The sequence below is a fragment of the Pseudoalteromonas sp. SG41-5 genome (assembly GCF_014164495.1).
Taxonomy (GTDB): Bacteria; Pseudomonadota; Gammaproteobacteria; order Enterobacterales; family Alteromonadaceae; genus Pseudoalteromonas; species Pseudoalteromonas rhizosphaerae.
In genome coordinates this window covers 24,875-45,298 of sequence record NZ_JACJFH010000035.1, presented here as the reverse complement: position 1 = coordinate 45,298, position 20,424 = coordinate 24,875, and the positions used below count along the sequence as shown (strand labels likewise).

General features: G+C 38.0%; 20 protein-coding genes. 17 read left to right on the top strand and 3 right to left on the bottom strand.

Annotated features, from left to right (window positions below):
* Positions 1 to 46 precede the first annotated feature (46 nt).
* The 17 genes from H5232_RS11225 to H5232_RS11145 all read left to right on the top strand — a co-directional run bounded on the left by H5232_RS11225 (position 47) and on the right by H5232_RS11145 (position 17,411).
* Complete coding sequence (locus H5232_RS11225; RefSeq protein WP_182830903.1) at positions 47 to 4,387, top strand: hypothetical protein; 4,341 nt, start codon at positions 47 to 49, stop codon at positions 4,385 to 4,387.
* Positions 4,388 to 4,395: 8 nt separating this feature from the next.
* Positions 4,396 to 6,228, top strand: a complete 1,833-nt coding sequence (locus tag H5232_RS11220) for a UvrD-helicase domain-containing protein (protein ID WP_182830902.1) — start codon at positions 4,396 to 4,398, stop codon at positions 6,226 to 6,228.
* Positions 6,229 to 7,191: 963 nt separating this feature from the next.
* Positions 7,192 to 7,380 (top strand): hypothetical protein, encoded by a 189-nt coding sequence (locus tag H5232_RS11215; RefSeq protein ID WP_182830901.1) that lies wholly within the window; start codon positions 7,192 to 7,194, stop codon positions 7,378 to 7,380.
* A 170-nt stretch (positions 7,381 to 7,550) separates the two neighbouring features.
* On the top strand, positions 7,551 to 8,144 hold the full coding sequence (locus H5232_RS11210) for a single-stranded DNA-binding protein (protein ID WP_182830900.1): 594 nt from the start codon (positions 7,551 to 7,553) through the stop codon (positions 8,142 to 8,144).
* Between the two features lie 270 nt (positions 8,145 to 8,414).
* Positions 8,415 to 8,555: a hypothetical protein gene (locus tag H5232_RS11205; RefSeq protein ID WP_162898092.1), complete on the top strand. Its 141-nt coding sequence runs from the start codon at positions 8,415 to 8,417 to the stop codon at positions 8,553 to 8,555.
* 85 nt (positions 8,556 to 8,640) lie between these two features.
* Positions 8,641 to 9,252: a hypothetical protein gene (locus tag H5232_RS11200; RefSeq protein ID WP_138533951.1), complete on the top strand. Its 612-nt coding sequence runs from the start codon at positions 8,641 to 8,643 to the stop codon at positions 9,250 to 9,252.
* Positions 9,253 to 9,261: 9 nt separating this feature from the next.
* A complete protein-coding gene (locus H5232_RS11195; protein ID WP_182830899.1) occupies positions 9,262 to 9,582 on the top strand; it encodes a hypothetical protein in 321 nt (106 codons plus the stop codon).
* A gap of 85 nt (positions 9,583 to 9,667) precedes the next feature.
* Complete coding sequence (locus H5232_RS11190; protein ID WP_175083336.1) at positions 9,668 to 10,720, top strand: AAA family ATPase; 1,053 nt, start codon at positions 9,668 to 9,670, stop codon at positions 10,718 to 10,720.
* Positions 10,721 to 10,782: 62 nt separating this feature from the next.
* The gene (locus H5232_RS11185; RefSeq protein WP_118845611.1) at positions 10,783 to 11,307 is read left to right on the top strand and encodes a hypothetical protein; all 525 of its coding nucleotides are present in this window, start codon (positions 10,783 to 10,785) and stop codon (positions 11,305 to 11,307) included.
* A gap of 94 nt (positions 11,308 to 11,401) precedes the next feature.
* Positions 11,402 to 12,499: a DUF3150 domain-containing protein gene (locus tag H5232_RS11180; protein ID WP_182830898.1), complete on the top strand. Its 1,098-nt coding sequence runs from the start codon at positions 11,402 to 11,404 to the stop codon at positions 12,497 to 12,499.
* A gap of 102 nt (positions 12,500 to 12,601) precedes the next feature.
* Positions 12,602 to 14,206, top strand: a complete 1,605-nt coding sequence (locus H5232_RS11175; protein WP_182830897.1) for a VWA domain-containing protein — start codon at positions 12,602 to 12,604, stop codon at positions 14,204 to 14,206.
* 338 nt (positions 14,207 to 14,544) lie between these two features.
* Positions 14,545 to 15,039: a DNA repair protein RadC gene (gene radC, locus H5232_RS11170; RefSeq protein WP_182830896.1), complete on the top strand. Its 495-nt coding sequence runs from the start codon at positions 14,545 to 14,547 to the stop codon at positions 15,037 to 15,039.
* A gap of 81 nt (positions 15,040 to 15,120) precedes the next feature.
* Positions 15,121 to 15,279, top strand: coding sequence for a hypothetical protein (locus tag H5232_RS11165; protein ID WP_182830895.1), 159 nt, complete (start codon positions 15,121 to 15,123; stop codon positions 15,277 to 15,279).
* 109 nt (positions 15,280 to 15,388) lie between these two features.
* Complete coding sequence (locus H5232_RS11160) at positions 15,389 to 16,513, top strand: toprim domain-containing protein (RefSeq protein ID WP_138534075.1); 1,125 nt, start codon at positions 15,389 to 15,391, stop codon at positions 16,511 to 16,513.
* Positions 16,510 to 16,752, top strand: a complete 243-nt coding sequence (yfaE, locus tag H5232_RS11155) for a class I ribonucleotide reductase maintenance protein YfaE (protein WP_036973826.1) — start codon at positions 16,510 to 16,512, stop codon at positions 16,750 to 16,752. Before H5232_RS11160 ends, yfaE begins: the two co-directional genes overlap by 4 nt.
* Before the next feature lie 65 nt (positions 16,753 to 16,817).
* Positions 16,818 to 17,045 carry a hypothetical protein gene (locus H5232_RS11150; protein WP_036973827.1) on the top strand — a complete coding sequence of 76 codons (228 nt, stop codon included), beginning with the start codon at positions 16,818 to 16,820 and terminating at the stop codon, positions 17,043 to 17,045.
* Positions 17,046 to 17,150: 105 nt separating this feature from the next.
* Positions 17,151 to 17,411, top strand: coding sequence for a hypothetical protein (locus H5232_RS11145; protein ID WP_138534076.1), 261 nt, complete (start codon positions 17,151 to 17,153; stop codon positions 17,409 to 17,411).
* 249 nt (positions 17,412 to 17,660) lie between these two features.
* On the opposite strand, the gene H5232_RS11140 is transcribed toward H5232_RS11145, so the two are convergent.
* The 3 genes from H5232_RS11140 to H5232_RS11130 are packed head-to-tail and all read right to left on the bottom strand — an operon-like array spanning position 17,661 to position 20,422.
* Positions 17,661 to 18,722 carry a hypothetical protein gene (locus tag H5232_RS11140; protein WP_182830894.1) on the bottom strand — a complete coding sequence of 354 codons (1,062 nt, stop codon included), beginning with the start codon at positions 18,720 to 18,722 and terminating at the stop codon, positions 17,661 to 17,663.
* On the bottom strand, positions 18,723 to 19,637 hold the full coding sequence (locus H5232_RS11135) for a hypothetical protein (RefSeq protein ID WP_182830893.1): 915 nt from the start codon (positions 19,635 to 19,637) through the stop codon (positions 18,723 to 18,725).
* Complete coding sequence (locus H5232_RS11130; RefSeq protein WP_182830892.1) at positions 19,637 to 20,422, bottom strand: recombinase RecT; 786 nt, start codon at positions 20,420 to 20,422, stop codon at positions 19,637 to 19,639. Before H5232_RS11130 ends, H5232_RS11135 begins: the two co-directional genes overlap by 1 nt.
* Positions 20,423 to 20,424: the final 2 nt, after the last annotated feature.

Below are 20,424 nucleotides of genomic sequence, written 5' to 3'. Positions count from 1 at the left end.
CACAACATCTGCAAATGGAGGTAAAGCAAGTCAAGGTGATACTACTATGCAAGCCAGTGATGTTCATTCCTCATATGGGCAATGGAGCCAAGCTCAACTGAATGGTGGACAACGAAATGATGTAAGTATTAATCCGGGTGGCGCAGGGCCAGCCTCGGGTTACCTTAAACAGTCATCAGCTGAGTTGTCAGCGATTGGCTCTAGAAATACTCAATTGGCAAATACTGAAGCCGCTAGCCAAACATTACAAAAAACTGCCACTGATAGTAAATCTGCTACTTTAGATTCAATCAAAGGGTATAAACAAGGAGAGTCGTTTGAGAGTGTGGATACTTCACAATTATCAGAGGATGAAGCTTTCTTAGCGGCACAAACCGCAGCATATGCAACTGAAAGTAACATGAGTTTATCTGATGCATATGATCACATACTACAGGGCTCCGCAAGCATGGTAGCAAAGGGGGCTCCATCAATAGCAGGGTTTGGTTTAGGTGCTGATGCGAAAGCAGCGATCACAGCAAAAGCTGCATCACAAAAGCAAGTAGGCGCCTCAGAAAGATTGTCAGAGGACGAACGTGCACAAGTTTCTGAATCGATAAAAGCAAACTGGGGGAATGCAGTAAAAATGGCTCAATCATCGAGCAGTGATAACTCAGTTGCAAGTAAAGAGGCGGTTTCCCGACAGGAAGCTGTTACAAATGCTCATACAAATATGCTTCAAGCTCAAGCCCTTGAAGCTGAGGGGAATACAGCTAGCTCCGCTTCAAAAGTAATGACGCAAATGAATGCAGGTGAGGTTCAAAACTCAACCACAGGAGCAAATAAAGCATCAATCGGCTCAATTGTTTCAACACTTTCAGATGAGCAGCAGCATGTTCTTTTAGGTAGTTTGATTGGTGATGAAGGCTTAAATAGTTTATCTGGTGACAAGAGAAGTGCTTTAATTTCTGAGCTGGGAGACAGGTTCGACTACCACAAAGAGCAGGTAAATAAAGGTGATAACGCGAGATTACCAGAAAGCCAAAAAAATAATATTGCTTTGGCCAATACGGTTACTGATGCAATCGCAAGAATGTCTGGAAATACTGAAGTGCTGTCTACAGATCATAATGGTAACCAACTTCCTCTTTCAACTGGAGTTACAGCACTAAAACAAGCTAATACCGAAAGAGGAGCTTCTGCAGGCTTAATGAGAGAACTAGGTGAAACATTACAAGCGCCGAGCCTAATTTCACTTAGTGACCAATTGAATGGATATAAACCTAGTGATAATTCACATATTCCAAAACCTGAAGATAATACTGGCATAGACACCAACACTTTAAGTAATGATGTAAACAGTGGCATAAAGACTGATCCAACAAACATGTTCAATAATGAGCGTAATGCACAAGCATTTGCTGAACACAAAGAGCAATCTCAAAACGAGGTTAGTAGTAGAGGGGCATCTGGTACAGGTGCTGTTAAAGCTAAGGGTGAGGATGTTGTTTCTGAGTCAGAAGATAAAAATGCAAATAATTTAGCGCATGCATTTGGATCATTAAAAGTATTAGGCTCAGAATCTAATGAATTATCTGGCGGTGTAGTTAGTTCTATTGGCTCACTATTCACCTCTTCAGTGGGTGAGGCTGTTACGGATGAGTTTAAGAAGTCTGGTAATGGTGAAGGTATTAATTCGAATCTAATTGAAATGGGTTTTGGTGTTTTATCAAACAATACACCAGAAGCTATTAGAAACTTACTAACTAGCGCAGCAAATGGTGAAGGTTCGATTATTAATGGTGAACGCTTATCTCCAAATGAAACACTAATGTATGCTGGGGCTGTTCAAACAGCAATGCGCCCTGAGTCTCTAGCTGCCTTCAATGAAAGTTTAAATTCAAACTCAGCTCTTCTTGCTTCAACGCTACCTAATAACCCTTACAGAAATGCTCAAGAAAATATCTCAGCTGTACAGGAGATGAGAGAGAATGAATCAATTAATAATGCCCTGAAGAGTAGTGAGTTAATTGCGGCATACTCAGCATTGGCAAACCTTGATGATGGTCAAATTGAGGACGTAATTGCAGCCACGAAAGGAGATGATAGTTTCTTAGGTATTAATGATGCTAAATACGCTCGTCATTTAGAAGCGCTAAATGAGTTATCCCCACAGTTAGGTTTAGAACCTCAGTACAACCCATCAAGGTATAAAGATGAGCCAAGTCAAAAAGGTAGTTTGGAATCAGTAAACTACGACTCTCAAGCTAGCTCAATGGCTGGGTTTGCTGGATTAAATGAGAGAGAAAATTTAGATCGAACTGAAAACAGATCGAAACCTAGTGGCCAAGGTCTTGTTGATGGTATTACCAAAGGAAATTATGACCAAGATGCCAAAGAGATAGCTAAATATGCGTTAGCAAACTTTAATGCAACTGGTGATACATCAGGAGTTAGCTTTAAGGAACTTAATGATCGAAATTTAGATAATTTTAAATCAGCACAAGTTTCTAGTCGAGAATTTAGTATTCCTGACTTTACTAACATCACCCCTGAAGCAATGGAAGATCTGAATAAGATGAGGGATGCACTTTTAATTGCAGGTAAAGATAGCGAGGCAGAAACACTAACAAATACAATTGCTTCTATTACTTCAGATGAGCAAACTAAAAATGGGTATGAATCAAGTGCATCTAAGGAGCATGAAAGCCAAGTAATTAATAACGCAATTCACTCAGAAGGTGTTTCTAGTAAAGCGAAGGAGTTTGCTGCGAACGCCCTTTATGGCACAAGCGATACTCCAAGAAATCTTTCTCATGATGACATGAGAGATCTACTTACAATAAACAACTTACTAAGCACAGCTCCAGAAGCACAAAGAACATTAAGCGAAGCGATCACAACTGCCTTCACACCGAATTATAGTGATGCCGGTACTAAAGAAGCAAATCCACCTGTAAACAGCCTTAATTCAAGCGAAGCCTCAGTGCGGCAACAGTCTGTAAATGAAAGTGATTATGATAAGAGCTCTGTCACACAACAGAATTCACTGAGCGAAACACCAAAAAGCTCATCAGTTGATAATAACCGTGGTGAAGCAATAGAAGAAACCCCTATCAAGCCAAGTGAGGTAAATAGTGGGGTTAACAGTACTGGTAAAGATGAAAGCGGGAATGTTTTATCTAAAGAGGCATCGATTGCAGGCAATGATTCAAGGGATCGTATTGATACCTACCAATATTCTGGCACAAAAGATGATTCTTATCCGAATACTACAGATTCAGGTCGTTCTTTAGTGGGCACACAATCAGAAAACCTTCAGGCATCGGTAAATACTGGCGGTGCGATAAATAGTGAGAATGCTTCTATTGGCAGCACCACTAGTCCAGAGTTGCAAAGCAGCCCTGTGAGTACAGACCAATCAGAAAACCTTCAGGCCTCGGTAAATACTGGTGGTACATTAAATAGTGAGAATGCTTCTATTGGCAGCACCACTAGTCCAGAGTTGCAAAGCAGCCCTGTGAGTCCAGACCAATCAGAAAACCTTCAGGCATCGGCAAGTACTGGCGGTACGTTAAATAGTGAGAATGGTTCGACTGATCGCAATGCTAGTCCAGAGTTGCAAAGCAGCCCTGTGAGTCCAGACCAATCAGAAAACCTTCAGGCTTCAGTAAGTACTGGCGGCACATTAAATAGTGAGAATGCTTCTATTGGCAGCATCACTAGTCCAGAGTTGCAAAGCAGCCCTGTGAGTCCAGACCAATCAGAAAACCTTCAGGCCTCGGTAAATACTGGTGGTACATTAAATAGTGAGAATGCTTCTATTGGCAGCACCACTAGTCCAGAGTTGCAAAGCAGCCCTGTGAGTACAGACCAATCAGAAAACCTTCAGACATCGGCAAGTGGTGGTTCTATTGTTGCTGAGTCTAGTCTAAAAACTGACAAAAGCGATGATAATGTGCAGACTCAAACACAGTTAACTGCTTCTAATTCTTCTCAGAAAGGTGAGTCTTTTGAGCAATCTAACTCAGATGAAAGTTCAGTTTTGAACAACTCTAGTTCTGAGAACCTAAGTTTTAATGAAACAAACGCTGGTGAAGCAGCGATGGTTAACAATAGAGAAAATTCAATTGAAGAGAGAAACCCGTCTAGCCTACATCCTGTAGCTGGTGGTGAAGTCACTATGACCGAGTCACAAGAGGTTGGATTAAGGCAAGTTCTTGATAATACAGAAATGAGCAATGATGCATTATTAAAAGCGGAAAATATCTTGTCTCTAGGTGCAAATTCCAATTTGAGCTCATTTACAAAGGAAGAAAAAACAGAGCTTTTAGATTTGGCTGACAATCTAGAGGCAAATAATTACATAGCTGAATCATTACAAATCAAAAGAACGTTGGAGAGCTAACATTGACGATGACATTAGAGCAAGAATCAGCAGCTAACGATGTTAATAATCACTCTTTGATTCTTGCTACAGCAGGTAGTGGTAAAACAAAAACATTAATTGAAAAAGTAAAAAACGTACTAAAAAAATCATATGACAGGAAGGTTATTCTCGTTACATTTACAAATGCGGCCGTCAACGAAATGCAAGAAAGGTTGGAAATAGCTCTTCCACAATCATCAATAAATAGAGTTTCTGTAACTACATTTCACAGGCAGTTTCTTAACCAAACAAAGAAACTCATGCAAGGTAAGCTACTAATTGGAGCAACATACTTCAACTTTATTGAGAGATTGAAGAATTACATCGAGAATGAGCACCTACTACCGGAGTTAAAAGTAACATTCAGTGACATTACGAGCATTTTAAATGATCAGCCATTAGATGAAAAAAAAGGGTTTGATAAAGACGCTGTTAAGCTAGTTAAAGAATGTTATCAAGAGTTAAAGATAAAGAACCACCTGTATGACTTAGATGACGCAACCAGGCGCGCGGTAGAAGGAACTTTAAGTGGGGAAATACCGCTATTAAATTGTACAGACCTAATGATTGATGAGTTTCAAGACACAGATTTACTACAATATGAGTGGATTGCCCTGCAGGGGCGCGGAGGGATTAATCTAACACCTGTTGGAGATGATGATCAAAGTATCTACTCATGGAGAGGCGCTAGAAGTTATGAAACAATGCTTAAGTTTAAAGATGAATTTAAACCCAATATTCATATGCTTGCAAAGTGTTTTAGATGTAGACCTGAAATAATAGATGCCAGTAAAAATCTAATAGAATTTAATAAAGATAGAATTCCCAAAGGTATGGTCTCGGGGAAGGAAGTTGGTGGCACTGTTAAAACATACATACATAAATTTAAAAAAAGTATGCTGTTAACATTTTTAGAAAACTACAATAAATATGATGGTGAGTGGGCGATCCTAAGCAGAACTAATGTTGCATTGGACTCAATAGAAGAGTTTCTGATAGAACATGAAGTAGCGTATTCAAGAAACAATCAAACAAGTATTTTTAAAACAAGCGCTGGTGATTTCGTAATTAAACTGTGTTTATATCTTTTAAATAAGTTTGCACACTACCATCTGTCAGAAGTTTTAGGGTACTTAAAAGAGGATGAGAACCTAATTCCTTTAATTTCTGAAAGTATCAAAAGTAATTCTGATATTGAGTCATATCTAAATAATTACGGTCAATCAATTAATGGAACGGCTTTTGAAATGTTCTATTCAAATTATTATTTATTTGAAAACACTCATGATTCCAAAGAGATAAACACAAGAATTGATTTGTTGATTGATTTCATCATAGAGCGCCGCTCAAAAGGCGACAAGCTGAATAAATGCGCTGTTGAAACATTACTTCTTGAAGGGCTCAAGACAAAAACAGGCTCTTGGTTCGAAAGAATTAAGCTTTACTCAGATAAAATTAAAGAGCAAAACAGCAAATCTGAAATTGATAAATCAGTGGTAACTTTAACCACATACCATGGCTCTAAAGGCCTAGAGTGGACTAATGTGGCTATTTTTGATGTTATCCATGAAACAATGCCAAATATGCAGTCACCAATCGATGAGGAAAGACGTTTGCTGTTTGTTGGGATGACACGCGCTGAGCAACGGTTATTTATTCATAGCTACTTAAATAAGGCTGATATTGATGATTTAAAGGATGTGGGTGAATTGGCACTATTCAAAAAAGATTACGAATATAGCCCGCCAATAACATCAGATATTAATAATGTTTGTTTTCCAAGCGAGTTTATCGAAGAGATTTACTACACTAACGATTAATCAAATGTTGTTTGACTTATTTCTGGAAATTTAATCTTTTGTATTGTTGACTAAAAATTTATAAGCAATTATATTGATTATAACCCTAAAGGTTCAGCCTTTAGGGTTAACCAATCAACACAGACTATCAACGTCACAACCACTCTTCTGAGTCATTATCGGAATACAAACTTCCAATAATGATTTCTCAATCCACTTTACCTTTTAGGTCTTTGATTTTTGCACTATGCATAATTATGCCTATTGGTATTTAAAGTGGCTTCTAGCTGTTGAAGTTAAATCTCAGCGTTAATACCTTCTTGGTATTAAGACGGTTGAAGTGATTCTTTCACAAATACCTAACCAATTCCTATACGGGATACTCTTCTGTATAGGAATCGAAATCTCATTCGATGCGACCGCTATACAGATCTACTTATTTTTAGTTCTGCGTTTTCGGTCAAATGCATTGGAGGAGATTATGGATATCATTCTTATATTACTGGCGTGCACATATGTTGCAATCAAAATTCACAGCATCATCGTTAAGCCAATTCTATCAATAGCTAGTTCAAGCTGGGGTTAATTTGAATAAACTAATTCCAACCTATTCGGGCTACAACAATCACAATCAGTTAAAGATTTAGAGTGTATATTGCATTGTATATGACAGGATAACGTTAAAAGTTTTAGCAACAGCTGAAACACATAACGAGGCCAGTCAAATAGCAACTGAGATATTCAACAAAGACAAAGTATTCGCTGTTCCCGGTGAAATTAGGTTTTCAGATGAGAATATTTCACATAGTAATATTCTTGGAATGAACCTTGTTAATTTTGAATTCTTTGTTGAAGCAAATATGAGTCATCCACTGATTAAATCAACTTTCACAGGCGAGCATTAGCTCCCTGTGAATTTCCTTACTGGTTATACCTATCCAGCTTGAAGCAGGATGCTTAGGTATAACCAGTAAGGAGAAACCTATGTTTGAAGATACTGCTTTTCATATTTTCGACAAATCAACATCAACACTTACATTATTCTCAGGTGAGATAAAACAGATTGATGTTAATCATTTAGACAAACCAGACTACCTATCAGCTGTAAAGCAAAAGGCCATTTCTAGAGGCTTAATTGGCGAAAGCGATTTTGTATGTGAATGGGATGTTTAACAGATAGTAGGGTAAACCTTACTCTCTGAATGAGCTTTATATATTAGAGTTTATTCAAAGGGTTACGGTGAATATTGCCGTTATTTTTGATTAAGTCGCGCGATATTTTCTTTATGTAATTATATCTACATCAGTTGTGATGATTTTATAACTTTATAGAGGGCTTATTTATGCGTACTGCAAAAGATAATTCAGCAAGGCTTGGTGGTAGAGTCGCGAGTCTTGATATCAGAAATGGTCAAGATGGGTATTTTGGTACTGTGACAATTGCTTGTGATGACGGCTACTTTAAGAAGTCAAACGAACCTAACGGACAAAGTGAGTGGGTTGACAGAACTTACTTTTTTGATGTCAAAGTGGATAGTCGGTTTTTAAAGAATTTTAAACCAGCTATTGAAGTAGGGGACGAAGTAACTTTAAGAGGAAAACTTGTTCAAGAAAAGTGGACTGATAATAGTGGGCAAAACCGCTCTTCAACAAAGATTAAAGCTATCGAGCTAATTCAACATCTTAGAAAAGTTGAAGTGGAATGTTTAAAAGCCTCTGGCTTAATTGGCAATCAGAACCAACAAAATAGTCACCCACAACAAAATAGTTCTTCAAACTACCAAAGTGCGCCTCAGCATCATAGTCAACAGCAAAATAATGCACAAAACTATCAGCGCAGCCAGCAAGACCAGAGCGCACCAATACACTATCCGCAATCGCAGGGCGGTTTTGCTCCTAAACCTCAACCAGGGGGGTATGGCGGTAGTCAACAATAACAAGCTAGATAAGGTTTCCTAGCCTAGGAATTTGCATGACAAGGATGTCACTTTTGTTTTTTCTAATATTCATAATACCTTTTCGCTTCTCGCGAATAACTCTGCTATGGCAGTTAAAGTTGAATATTAGTTACGCACTCTCAACATCAAGTTGAAAAGCAAAAATCTATTTTGTGAGTGCACACCAAGCAGCATCGTTGCTTGTTTTAACCTCTGAGGGTTTAACCTTCACAGGTTAATCCTTCAGGTTTTTAAAATTTGGAGGAACTTATGAATAACAAATCAACCGGCGCATATTTACGTCGTCGCGAACGCAAATTAATTAAACGAGCAAAACGTGATGGATCTAACAAGTTAGTTATTCGCGCAAGCCGTTTATATCAAGAGTCAAACCGCGTTTTTCACGGTTAATCTCTAACCTATCTACCAACCCACAAGGGGAATTTTCCCTTTGCTGGGGATGTTCCCTTTAAAAATCTCTTTGGAGGAGAACATCATGGCTAGACCAAAAAAAGCCATAACCAAAGCTCAAATAAATGCAGAACTTGAAAGAAAGAAGCAGTTTAAGCCGAAGCGAACAACTGATCACTTTCTGTCAGTAAATGCAGAATATACGTGCCATTCGTTAGACGAAGACATCATAACAGCTCATCGAGCAGGTAAAGTTGCCCCAGGGCAGGATGTATTTTTTGGTTTAATGGATGATTGTTTGGATGCTGCAAGAGGTGAATATTACATTCATTGGTCAGACGAGAACATTAAGGCGTTATGGGAAAGTGTTTTGTATCGTTCACTTGGTATGCTTCGGTATGCTAAAGCGAATTCAGAGATGCTAAACGACGAACTTGAATGGATTTGCTCTGCAAATTTTGATTATGTATGCCAGTGTCTAGATTTAGATGCTTGTTCAATTAGAATTGCAGTACCACAGATCTTACAACAGTATAATCAACTTAATGAATTACTTGTAACTAACAAATACGCTAAAGCTCTTTGTGAATACAAGCACTTCATCTTAAATGGTAGCAATTTCTCATCGTCTAACTCTCACCTTTATAGTGACTTAGAAGGGCCTGACATCCCTCTTTGGCATGATCTAAAGTTTTAGGAGTTGATAATGGAAATTTATTCTATTCATGAGTCTAATACTTGGATTCTACTTGATGATAATGTTACTGAGCGAAAGCTGCTATTAGGTCAGAGTGATGAAGGCTATCACTTTGGTCATATTGATGGTTGGCCAGACTCAGTTGAAGTTTGGAATTCTACCAGTTATGCAACTAAGGAATTAGCGGCAGAGGCTCAAGTGAATTTTATGCTAGACCTTGCAGTTGAGGATGAAACAGAAGAAGTATATGAAAAGTGTTCTGTTCTAGACTCACCAAACCTTCATCTTTATGAAAAAAGTTATATAGACTTTTTAGAAGTACCATTTTAAATATTAAGAAATCAAACCCATCAAGGGACACTATACCCTTGAAGGGATAAGTGTCCCTCAAAAATCTCTTTGGAGGAGACACAATATGAATACTCAAACACAATCAAACGTATCTACAATTAAACCAGCAACTAAAATTGATTATAACGAAATGATAGAGGTTGACGCTCATGAGCGTTTCCCTGAAATCTTCGACCCTAATCAATATAAGATTAAAATTCGTAAACACCGCCACCCTAATTGTCAAAAAGCAGACATGCATTATACGCCGGATGAAGCAACACTTCGTAAAGCGTTAGCATGGTGGCTTGCGCCTGCTCAACCGAAGCCTCTTGGCTTGGTTGGTGAAACAGGTACAGGTAAAACGGAGTTATTACTATTCATTGCAGATCGCTTTAATGAGCCTGTCTTCATTGAAAAAGTAACCGTAGGCATGAGTGGTGAGCGCTTAGAAGGTGGTTATGAATTAGCTGTTGATGGAAAAGGTAATAATGTTACTCGCAAGCGATACAGCCAAGCTGCATGCGGATACAAATACGGTGGTTTAGTTATCTTAGATGAAGTGGATAAAGCTAATGAAGATTTATCAACATCGCTTCATTTGTTTGTTGAAGGCAAGCCTTGGACACTTAGTGTTTTCGGTGAAACCATAAACAAACATGCTAACTGTCGAATAGCTGCTACAGCTAATACTACCGGTGGTGGTGATAGTGATAGGTATATTACTTCACAACGTTTAGACCAAGCATTACGTTCACGTTTTGGTTGGTTGAAAACTAAATATCCAAGCAAAGCAGTTGAGTTGGAAATTTTGGAAAAGAACTTTCCGAAACTAACATTGCCGATTCGCAAGCTTATGGTACAAACAGCTGACTCTTTAAGAACAGCTGCATTAGGTAAAGACCACGATGGCAACATCGATAATGGATTGGGGTGTGTTTTTTCAACACGAACTTTAGTCCACTGGGGTTTTTACATGATGACATTTGGTGCCAATCGTTCTCCATATGAGTCATTTGAATTTTCGTTCTTAGGTTCCATTGATAATGATGAAATTGAAGAGGTTAATTCTGTTGTTCAACGAGTATGGGGTGATGAAATTAATAAACCACTTGGCGAGTTAATTCAAAAAAAGTAACTACCTCAAACACTAACACATCTTCTAACTCGGCTAACTTAAAAGTTGAGAGAGGGGACACAGTGTTTGAGTGCTTTGAAATTGAAAATGGTCGTTTTGTTGGTTTTAGCTACCAACCATCAAATGGTAAATACCTCCGTATTGAAGGGGGTAAAGACCCACTTAAAATTGACGATGTAAGAGACATTAAAGCTATGAGTATGTCTGAGTTAATTCAGGCAACCGATAAGATTGATTACATTAGGAACGGCAATCCTTATTTTCTTATTCATTCGGATGAGAAAATGAAGAACTGTGACTTTGTAAACTGTCGAGCTCAAGTTATGTTCAATGCTCAAGGTAACCTGAAATGCAATAACCCGTTTGATGTTTATCATCATGCCGGTGAAGGTAAATATTGGGCTGTAACATCATTCCAAAATACGACATATGTGTTGTTCAAGAATGATAATACTGAATGGAAATGGGTTTTTATGTCTGTAAACGGTGAGAGAAATGCTCTTGCCAAAAATAAAGAACAAAGAGGTTATTCACTTATGGGAATAGGCCACTTTAATCAAAATACATGGGATATTGAAGTGATGTAACCAATCACAGGTCCTATTAATCAACCAACCCTTTGGGGAGTACTTTCCCCAACAGGGAAGTCTCCCCTTTTTTTATCAAATTGGAGGAGACAACATGTCTTTATCAAACGAAGCAATCGCAAATGGCAAAGAGTTAGCAGAACAAAACACTTCACTTAAAAATGGAGCATGTTTGTTAGGCTGGCAATTAAGATCGCCATGTGGTGAATCAACTTTACCGAACGCAAAGATAGAACTAGATGGTCAGAAAGTATCATCTAATCAAATCAAGGGGAGTAAACTACAGTGGTTTCCTAGAAGCAAGCTGAAGCTTACAACGAAGTACAACAACCGTCTTACACGAACTTTTAATAGTTATGGTGTTAAGTACGGAGACTTTACGGTTGTCCCAACAACCAGATTAGATGAACTTAAGTCAGAGCTTGATGAAATAAAGCGTGATTGGCAAGACGAAGTATCAGTATTAATTGCTGAATATGATAAGTCAGTTAATCAACATATGGCTGAAAATTCGGATATCGCTGCACTGATCCATAAATATGCCTTATCTCAGGTTGAGTTCCAATCAAAATTCAAACTGACGTTTACAAAGCCTCTGGCTATGAAAGCGCTTTTTGATGATGATGAAGACGATATCAAAAATGATGTTGCAGAAACTCTTTGGCAAGAAATTGCTAAGGAAGCAAGTAGTGTCTATAAAACAAACTGGTTTAAAGACAAAACACCAGTTAATCGCGTAAGCCAAAAAGTACGTTCACCATTTAGAAGAATGATGAATAAACTTATTGATTTATCATTTGTAGATAGTGGTATTGAGAATGTGGTCAGTACAATACAGGAGGTTTTAAATAACTTACCTTCTAGTGGCTACATTGAAGGTCATTCATTTTCAGAGTTAACCAACTGGTTACTCGTGATGAGTAATGAAGACACACTTCGCCTTCATGCAGAAGGAAAACCTCAATATAGTGCAACACCAGAGCCGGAAGTAATTACACATGAGGGTACCGACGAAGCGAATAACTTCGTTTCAGGTGAGTCAAGTGAATCCGCTTCTGAGAGTTCAATCATTGTAGAAACAGCTGATCAAGAAAATTCTTTTGAATTTGACCTAGCGCCTACAGAAGAAACCGATTTTTCCGAGCCTGTTGAGCGCAACAACTCATTAGGTGATTTTGGATTTAATTGGTAACAAATTAAGGAAGCAATTTAGCTTCCTTTAATTCTAAACCCACAGGGGATACTCACCCCTTGTGGGTGTATCCCCTCTTAAACATTCCTGGAGGAGATGCAAATGAATAAATCAAAACTATTAAAACGATTTAGAATGCTATCAAGAGTAATGAGTAACCGTGGTGACATTACGATTAACTTAACTGGTAACAGATGCTATACAGATTACAACAGCATTACTTTACCCGTAGGTGATCTTGAAAACCCCGATTATCTCGAACTTTTGGAAGGCGCTATTGATCATGAAGTAGGCCATCTACGATGGACCGATAGAACATGGACAGCTAAGTCGTATGAAAAAGGAGCATTTTTCAATGCTATTAGAAATGGCATTGAGGATATTCGTATGGAAAGAATGGTTTGTCTGGAGTGGCCGGGTGCCATCTTAAATTTATCTAAGATGGTTACTCAAGGTATTAAAAAGGGATGGTTCAGTAAACCAACTGATAGCTTCCCGCCTTCATTACTGCTACAAGCTGTAGTTGTATATTATGGTCGATATAAAATTAACGACCAAGTACAACTAAAGGAGTTCTGTGAAATTGCATTAGCTTTATTAACTGATTGTATTGGCCAAAAACCAGTACACGATTTAATTTTGCTATTGGATACGATACCAGCTCTTCAATCTAACCAACATAGTTATGAACTTACAGAACAGATCATTCAATTACTTAAGAAAATAGAGTTTAAACCAGGCGATAGCCAAGGTGATAACTCAGGCGATAGCCAAGGTGATGACTCAGGCGATAGCCAAGGTCAAAACTCAAGTGTTAGCCAGCAAGTAATTAATTTTGTAAATGAATGCCTAAATGCCGATGAAAGTCAGCTCATGGCAGATTTGCATGAACAAGTTAATAACGAGCTAGAGAAAATGTCTGATGAAGTAAGATCAAGTAATCATATGGAGCAACTAATTGACTTCAATGCTCCTTTAATATCAAAAAATGATCGTGGCACAGTTGGTACTGCAGAGCTGAACCTAGCTAAGAGACTTTCAACACCTATAAGTCGAGAACTCCATAAAATAATTTATGGGCTAGACCGAAAATGTGTGAACTTTTCTAAGCAAGGTAGAACTGTTGAGGCAAATAGACTTGCTGGAGTAAAAGCTGGTAATTTTAATGTTTTTAAATCAGAAAGAATTACTAAAGCCCCGACAATGGCAATATCAGTCCTCGTTGACAGGTCTAGTTCAATGAGTGCTGTTGAGATGAATGGTGCAAACACTTCTGCGCTCGCAATTAACTTAGCAATAGATAAGTTGAAAGGCGTAAATAGTGAATGCATATATTTCAGTGCCGGTGACCTATATGAAGCAAAATGCTTTAAATCAACAACTAAAGCCGTTAAAGACAACTTTAGAGTCAGTAGTAGAGGCGGAACACATACAGGGTTAAGTCTTTATTCTGTAATTCGTAGGCTTTCACTACGTGTCGAGCAAAAGAAAGTTGTTTTTATCATAACTGATGGCCAAGCAAGCGATCTAATGTATTTAGAAAAGTCGATTGAAATGTCGGAACTTCTAGGTATTCAAATAGTATGCATTGGTATAAACACAGGAATGCTTTATGGCTTTGAGAATCAGGAATTACTCAACATTCAAACCGTTGAAGAGTTACCTTCAATTCTAAAACAAGTAATTAAAAATAAATTAATTGCTTAACCAAGTAATGCGCCCTTTTGGACGCATTTTAAAGCAAACACAATGTTTTAAAATGCGGCTATAAGCCAAATAGATTTTCTGCTTTTATCTTAATTTACTGATGGCACCTTGCTATCAAATTTACCGTAAGGTAATTAATTTTGATAAAGCATAAAAGCTACTCAAATCCTTGTATTTGTGTAGAACAAGTATCGACGTCTCGTTGTTACTTTGGGTATAACCCTAGACTTAGCATAAGCGAGTTCAGCTTGCTTGTGTTCAACAAACTTAAATCAACCCATAGGGGATTATTATCCTCAGGGTAATTGTCTCCGCTTAATGTTTCTTTGGAGGAGACAATGACTATTTCTAACTTAAAACTAAATGAAGTAACTGGTAAATATATAATCACGTCTGAGCTTAGCTCTGATGAAATTATTGAAACAGCCAAGAAGTTTCTAAACAATAGACTGAGACGAGGAGCTATTTTTAATAGTCCTACTCAAGTAACTGATTATCTTGAAGTCCATTTGAAGGAGTTAGAGCATGAGGTTTTTTACATGCTTTACCTTGATAACCAAAATAGACTAATAGACAAAGAAATACTTTTTACCGGAACGATAAATGCTGCAAGTGTTTATCCCCGGGAGATTGTAAAAAGTGTACTAAAAAAGAATGCAGCCTCTGTAATTTTAGCGCACAACCACCCATCAGGTATTGCTGAGCCATCGCAAGCGGACAAGCTAATAACCACTAAGATCCAACATGCACTCAATCATATTGATGTAAGTGTGTTAGATCACATCATTATTGGTGAAAACACAGTCTCATTTGCTGAGCGCGGCCTTATCTAACTTAAATTAAACCAACCCTTGTGGGGATACTTCCCATAAGGGGCGTATCCCCTTTTTTTGTACTCTTTGGAGGAGATACGCATGAATAATTCAATTAAAAAGGCAATTATGCCAATCCCATCGTCAATACCTAACACAGAAGTGAGAGAGGTACATATTGGCGGTAAAACGATTATTTCATTACGTGCTAAGTGGGGACCTTTATTTGAAGGTCAACAACGAGCTCAAGCTCAAGGCTAAACGTATGAGTTAGCCTTAGGGCTAACTCTTCTTTTTATTCGAGGCGACCACCTAAAGCGCCTTGTATTCAGGACGCTTTAGGGTCGTCTTGAGGAATAGGAGAGTTGTAATGATTGAATCAAAAATAGATAAAGTACTTGCTTTAGTTAAGTCAAATGGCGGGTGGTCTTCTGTCTACTCAGCCTACCCAGGACTTAATGAAGCAGTTTCAAAATCAAATAACCACGGTGGTTCACCACAAGTACCATGCCCAAAAACTGGAAACGGAAGAACTAAGTTTCGCCTTTTCCGCGATTGGGTTGATACCGGTGGCGCATACCATAACGACGTAGGTGCTTTACCCGGCGGAATCGATGTAATTGCGTTTATGGAAAGTTGCTCAAAAAGCGACGCTTTAAACAAAATAATCGATATCTGTGGTGGTGACTTATCAAGCATCTCGCGCGAATACGTTCAAAATGTGAAAGCTTCACAGCCAAAAGGTATTAACGATGATGAAAAAGCAAAACGAGTCGCAAAACTTGAGAAGCTTTTTCAACACGCTATTCCTGCAGCTCATGATCAATCGGGTCGGATACAAGCTTACTTGAACAGTCGTGGACTTAAAACTGATGCGAAAACTCTACCGTATACACTTGGGTATGCTGATGAGCTTTGGTGGGGAGATGGTCAGTCTAAGCCTAAGAAACTTCACGGTTTATTAGGCTCAATGACTGATTCAGATGGTAATCGAATCACGATTCATCGAATTTTCCTGAACAATCAAGGCTTAAAAGCTGATGTACCTAATGCGAAAATGTTAATGCCTCCGCCAAGCTATATTGGTGGATGTTCTATCAAAATTGACTCACCAGTAACTGAAGGAGATAACACCTTCATTGGCGTATGTGAGGGGATTGAAACTGCATTAGCTGTACGCGAAGCTACAGGCTGTCCTATGTGGTCATGTTATTCGGACACTTTGCTAGAAATGGTTAAAATTCCAGATAATGTGACTTCAGTATTAATTTTTGCTGATAAGGATGCATCTGGAGCAGGTCAAGAAAAAGCAGAAGCATTAGCTGCAAGACTACGTAGAGAAGGAAAGTTTGTTGATATTTATATGCCACCTTTAGATATACCTAATGGCAGCAAAAGTATGGACTGGCTGGACACCTACAACTTAGCAGGCCCTAGTGCTTTTCCATTTCGCTTACCTGTTGACATCTCTGTTAATACTGGGGGTGTCAAATGATTAGCGTTTCTGGTCAAGTTTACAATGACACAAATGGAACACTATTACAGACTTTAGAACTGAATAGTGTTGCCCCAACATCTAACTGTAAATCAGGTTTTTGTGGGGCGTGTCGCATCAAATTACTAAAGGGCAATGTCGAATATATCGATGAACCAATTGGCTTTACAAATGAAGGTGAGATATTACCTTGCGTTTGTAAGCCAAAAGGTGACATTGAGGTTGAAGTAACCTTTTAGATTTTTACAACCAACCCATGCGGGGAGCCCCGCTTGGGAAGCTCCCCCTGTTCTTTGGAGGAGCAATGAGTAAACATCATATTGAAATGGCAAAAGCTGGTGGTTCTCAGCTACGTCATTTCGCAGCATACCGTAATGGATACTATCCAGATATGGTTATCAGACACTTCATAGCAAAAACTACTCACTTTTTATTAATTGAAAAATATAGAAAGACTGTAGATTTGCTTGTGATACACAATGTGACAATCGCAAATGCCTGTGAAACGGCAGAATTGCTATTCGAAGCATAAACAACCCTTGGGGGATTACTCCCTCAAGGGTGTGATCCCTCAAATTTACTTTGAGGAGATGCAAATGAATTGCTTATTAGCTAAGCACTTGTTTAAGGAGTGCTTATGAAAAACAAAATGCTAAATAAGATCATGGTTGAACTAATCTTATTAGCAACAATTGTTGGCTATATTCCAGAGCTCTCTGTTAGTGGTTTTGCGGATATGTTTGGCCCGTGTGGTTTCGACAACAAAACATGCTACGAAATTCAAATTCAAGGACTTATAAAGCTAGTCCTTGCTTTTGTTTGTATGTTGGCATCTGTTGTGATAGGTTTCTATATAACTTTCCTAAATGGTTCCGAGGAGGACGATCAAGATGAATGAAATCCAAGCTATTGGTTTGACCTTTTTCATTATTGGTAATGTAGTTTTTTTCGGTAGTTATTTATGGATGCACCACCGAATAAGCAAAAAATAAAATAAGAAAAGACCGTTAATCGGTCTTTTTTTTTGTCAAAATTTGAAGAGAGGAGCTACTGCGCCTAGAACAATAACCAGTAAGGGGTAGACGCGAAGCTCTTCTATATTGCTGAAAATAGAAAAATTTCAATCAATTCCAAGCTAACTTAATAACTAACAGCCATGCCAGAACTCTGAGAGTTGGGCCATCTGATAAATATCGGTGCCGTCTTCATCATAATTTAGCTTGTTTTTATGTTGAATGGGACTAAACCAAAAGTTAACCGGTTTACCGTTTTCCACTTTCTTAAAAGCTATTTGAATTTGTGTATTAGCATACAACTCTTCATGAGGATGATATAAATCACCGATAGACTCGTATCCTTCAGGTGTTGTAAACATTACCTTATAATAACCTGGTCTATAGCTATACTTTTCCTCAATCAATACTTTTACACTGTAAAAATTTGGTATTACAAAGGTTCTGCTATCCAAGCATGACACACTATTGTCTTTAACAATAAAATGTCTACCAGGGTGAGATTTAAGGTCTGTATTTGCTTCAAGCGTATCCGGGTAAGTAAATCCACTTTTATGGCCAAACATTCCTTTTAATGACTTCTGTCTATCTTTATAGCTAGAGTTAATCTCAGTACCATTTAGCATGATCACATCGTATAAGCAGACTGAGCCATCATCGAGGATATACGTTTCTAAAACGCCACTTTCAAAGCTTCCAATTGCAACTTTAGAGGCAAGCATTTCCTGAATGTTTTTGTCTAATGTGAAAGCATTACCTTTAATATCTACAGCTTGTATTGAATTAATCGATTCTTGGCCAAGTTTTATATAAGCCCGCTTACCTTGCTGTACAGGAATAACAACAGGGTCATTTATTTTGCTAAGCTGTTCTGCAAAAGGCACGTCAAAGTCACACTTATACATAGGAGGCTTAAAATTGCTAAATGGCAAACATGGAACTTTAGTCTTTAATTGCTCGATAGGTTCATATCCATCAATAACCCTAGTTCGAAGCATGTTAGAGTAGTTCATTCGAGCAATCCCAAGGCAATCGAATGGTAACCGAGCTGTTTCTTTCATATAACCTATTTTTTGCTGGCCATAATATTCTCTAACTTCAAACTGTGTTTCGTCATCGTTTACGAAAAATGCAATTTCACGCCAGTTTTCACGCTTTCCCGATTTATTTAAAATTTCTGACTCAACTTTAATCATTCAGATAACTCCAAAATCAAGGTTATAAAATTCGCACTGATCTTCTGATGCTTCATTCATTTCGGTATCTTCATTACTTACTTGGCGGTTATGTTGGCCTAGTACGATAATATTTGCAGGTGGTTCAATGATGTCATCTAGCTTTTTTAATGCTTCTTCAAGTTCACCACCTTCTGTTGATACGTACTGTGAAGTAATAACGCAGCTAGCAAACTTATCGTTATTGGCCTCTTTGTAGTACTTGAAAAAATCCGAGTAATATGAAGTTAATCGGCTTTTTAAAACTGGTAATATTGGATGGCTAATTACACTATCCTGCATGTCCAGTGTTTTCATGGCGCGTAGAATTAATGCAAAACCTGCCCATTCAAGAGTATTGTTGAATACATCCATCCCCCCAAATACTTTGTTTTGCCATACATCAAAAGCAGAGTGCATTTCATACTCATCCATATACCAAACTTTGCTTGTACCATTTTCAAACTCTAATAATAAATAGGAACCAGAGTATGAAGCTTCCTGAGTGCTATCACCTTTAACGTGAGATACCTTGTTTGAGCTAACATCAATTGAAAACTTATCGTTGTCATAAACGACTGCAAGTTCATAGCTTTTTACAATACCTTGAGTTTCAAGGTAGGCAATTACATTATCTGTATTTAGTGCAGGAAACAGACAATATGCAGTAGTGTAGGGATGTTTCCTAACTCTTATGTTTACTAGGTTAAGCAGCTCAGGACTCAGAGAACCGATCAACATATCCACTTCTTTAATTGTCGCAACAACGTCATCTAGTGCGCACTCTTTAATCAAAGCGGAATAATGAGAATGTGAAGCCAAGTTGAACAATGTTTCCCACTGTTTAATATTGTCTGAAGCAGATTTGATTAGCTTTTCAATTTGAACTGATAACATTAGTACGCCTCGCCTGAATAAGCACTTTCGAATTGTTCTTCATAAGCTTGCTGATTGGAATTGTGCTGACAATCTTGATCATCAAACAACATTGGGTCATTCATAACACTATCGATGTAAATGCAAGGGCACAGAGTCTTCCAGTGGCGCTTAATAAGGGTTTTTTCCCTCATTTGATCAACATAAACAGATAGCCACGCTTCATTACCCATTGCCTTACCTTGCTCTTCAATAGCTAGAATTTCTTCTGGTGGCATAACTGTTGTCTTAAAAGAGCCGTCAGTAAGCTCTGTTTGACAATACCCACCGGCCAATTGTCCACGCATCGATTTTGAAAGTACGGTTGTAGTGTGAGTAACTTTTGAATTTACACCGTTGTATTGAAAATTGTCTTTTTCATAAAAAACATTCGCATTAATCTGTTTTACTTTTCCAGAACGATAAGCAAGCTTAAGAATTCCTTTATACCCTAATGCAAGCTCAGTTACATATTGACCTGATGACTCCCTATACTCAGTTTTTAAAAAGCAAAGTTGCTCATTAGGGCAAAGTGAAAGGCCTAGTTTTGCAGCTTTTAAAAATGAACTGATCACGGACTCAACTGGGGTGTAAGGGAAGCTGTATTCTACGTTTACTCCTGACATTACAATTTGATAGACGTAGTTTAGCTCTGTGTTAAAGTCTAACTTAAAACCATTTTCTGAAATATAAGCATCAAACTGTCCTTTGCATGCTGTTAATTTTCCATACAATAAATTTTGATATTCTTGAAGTGATAAACTCATAA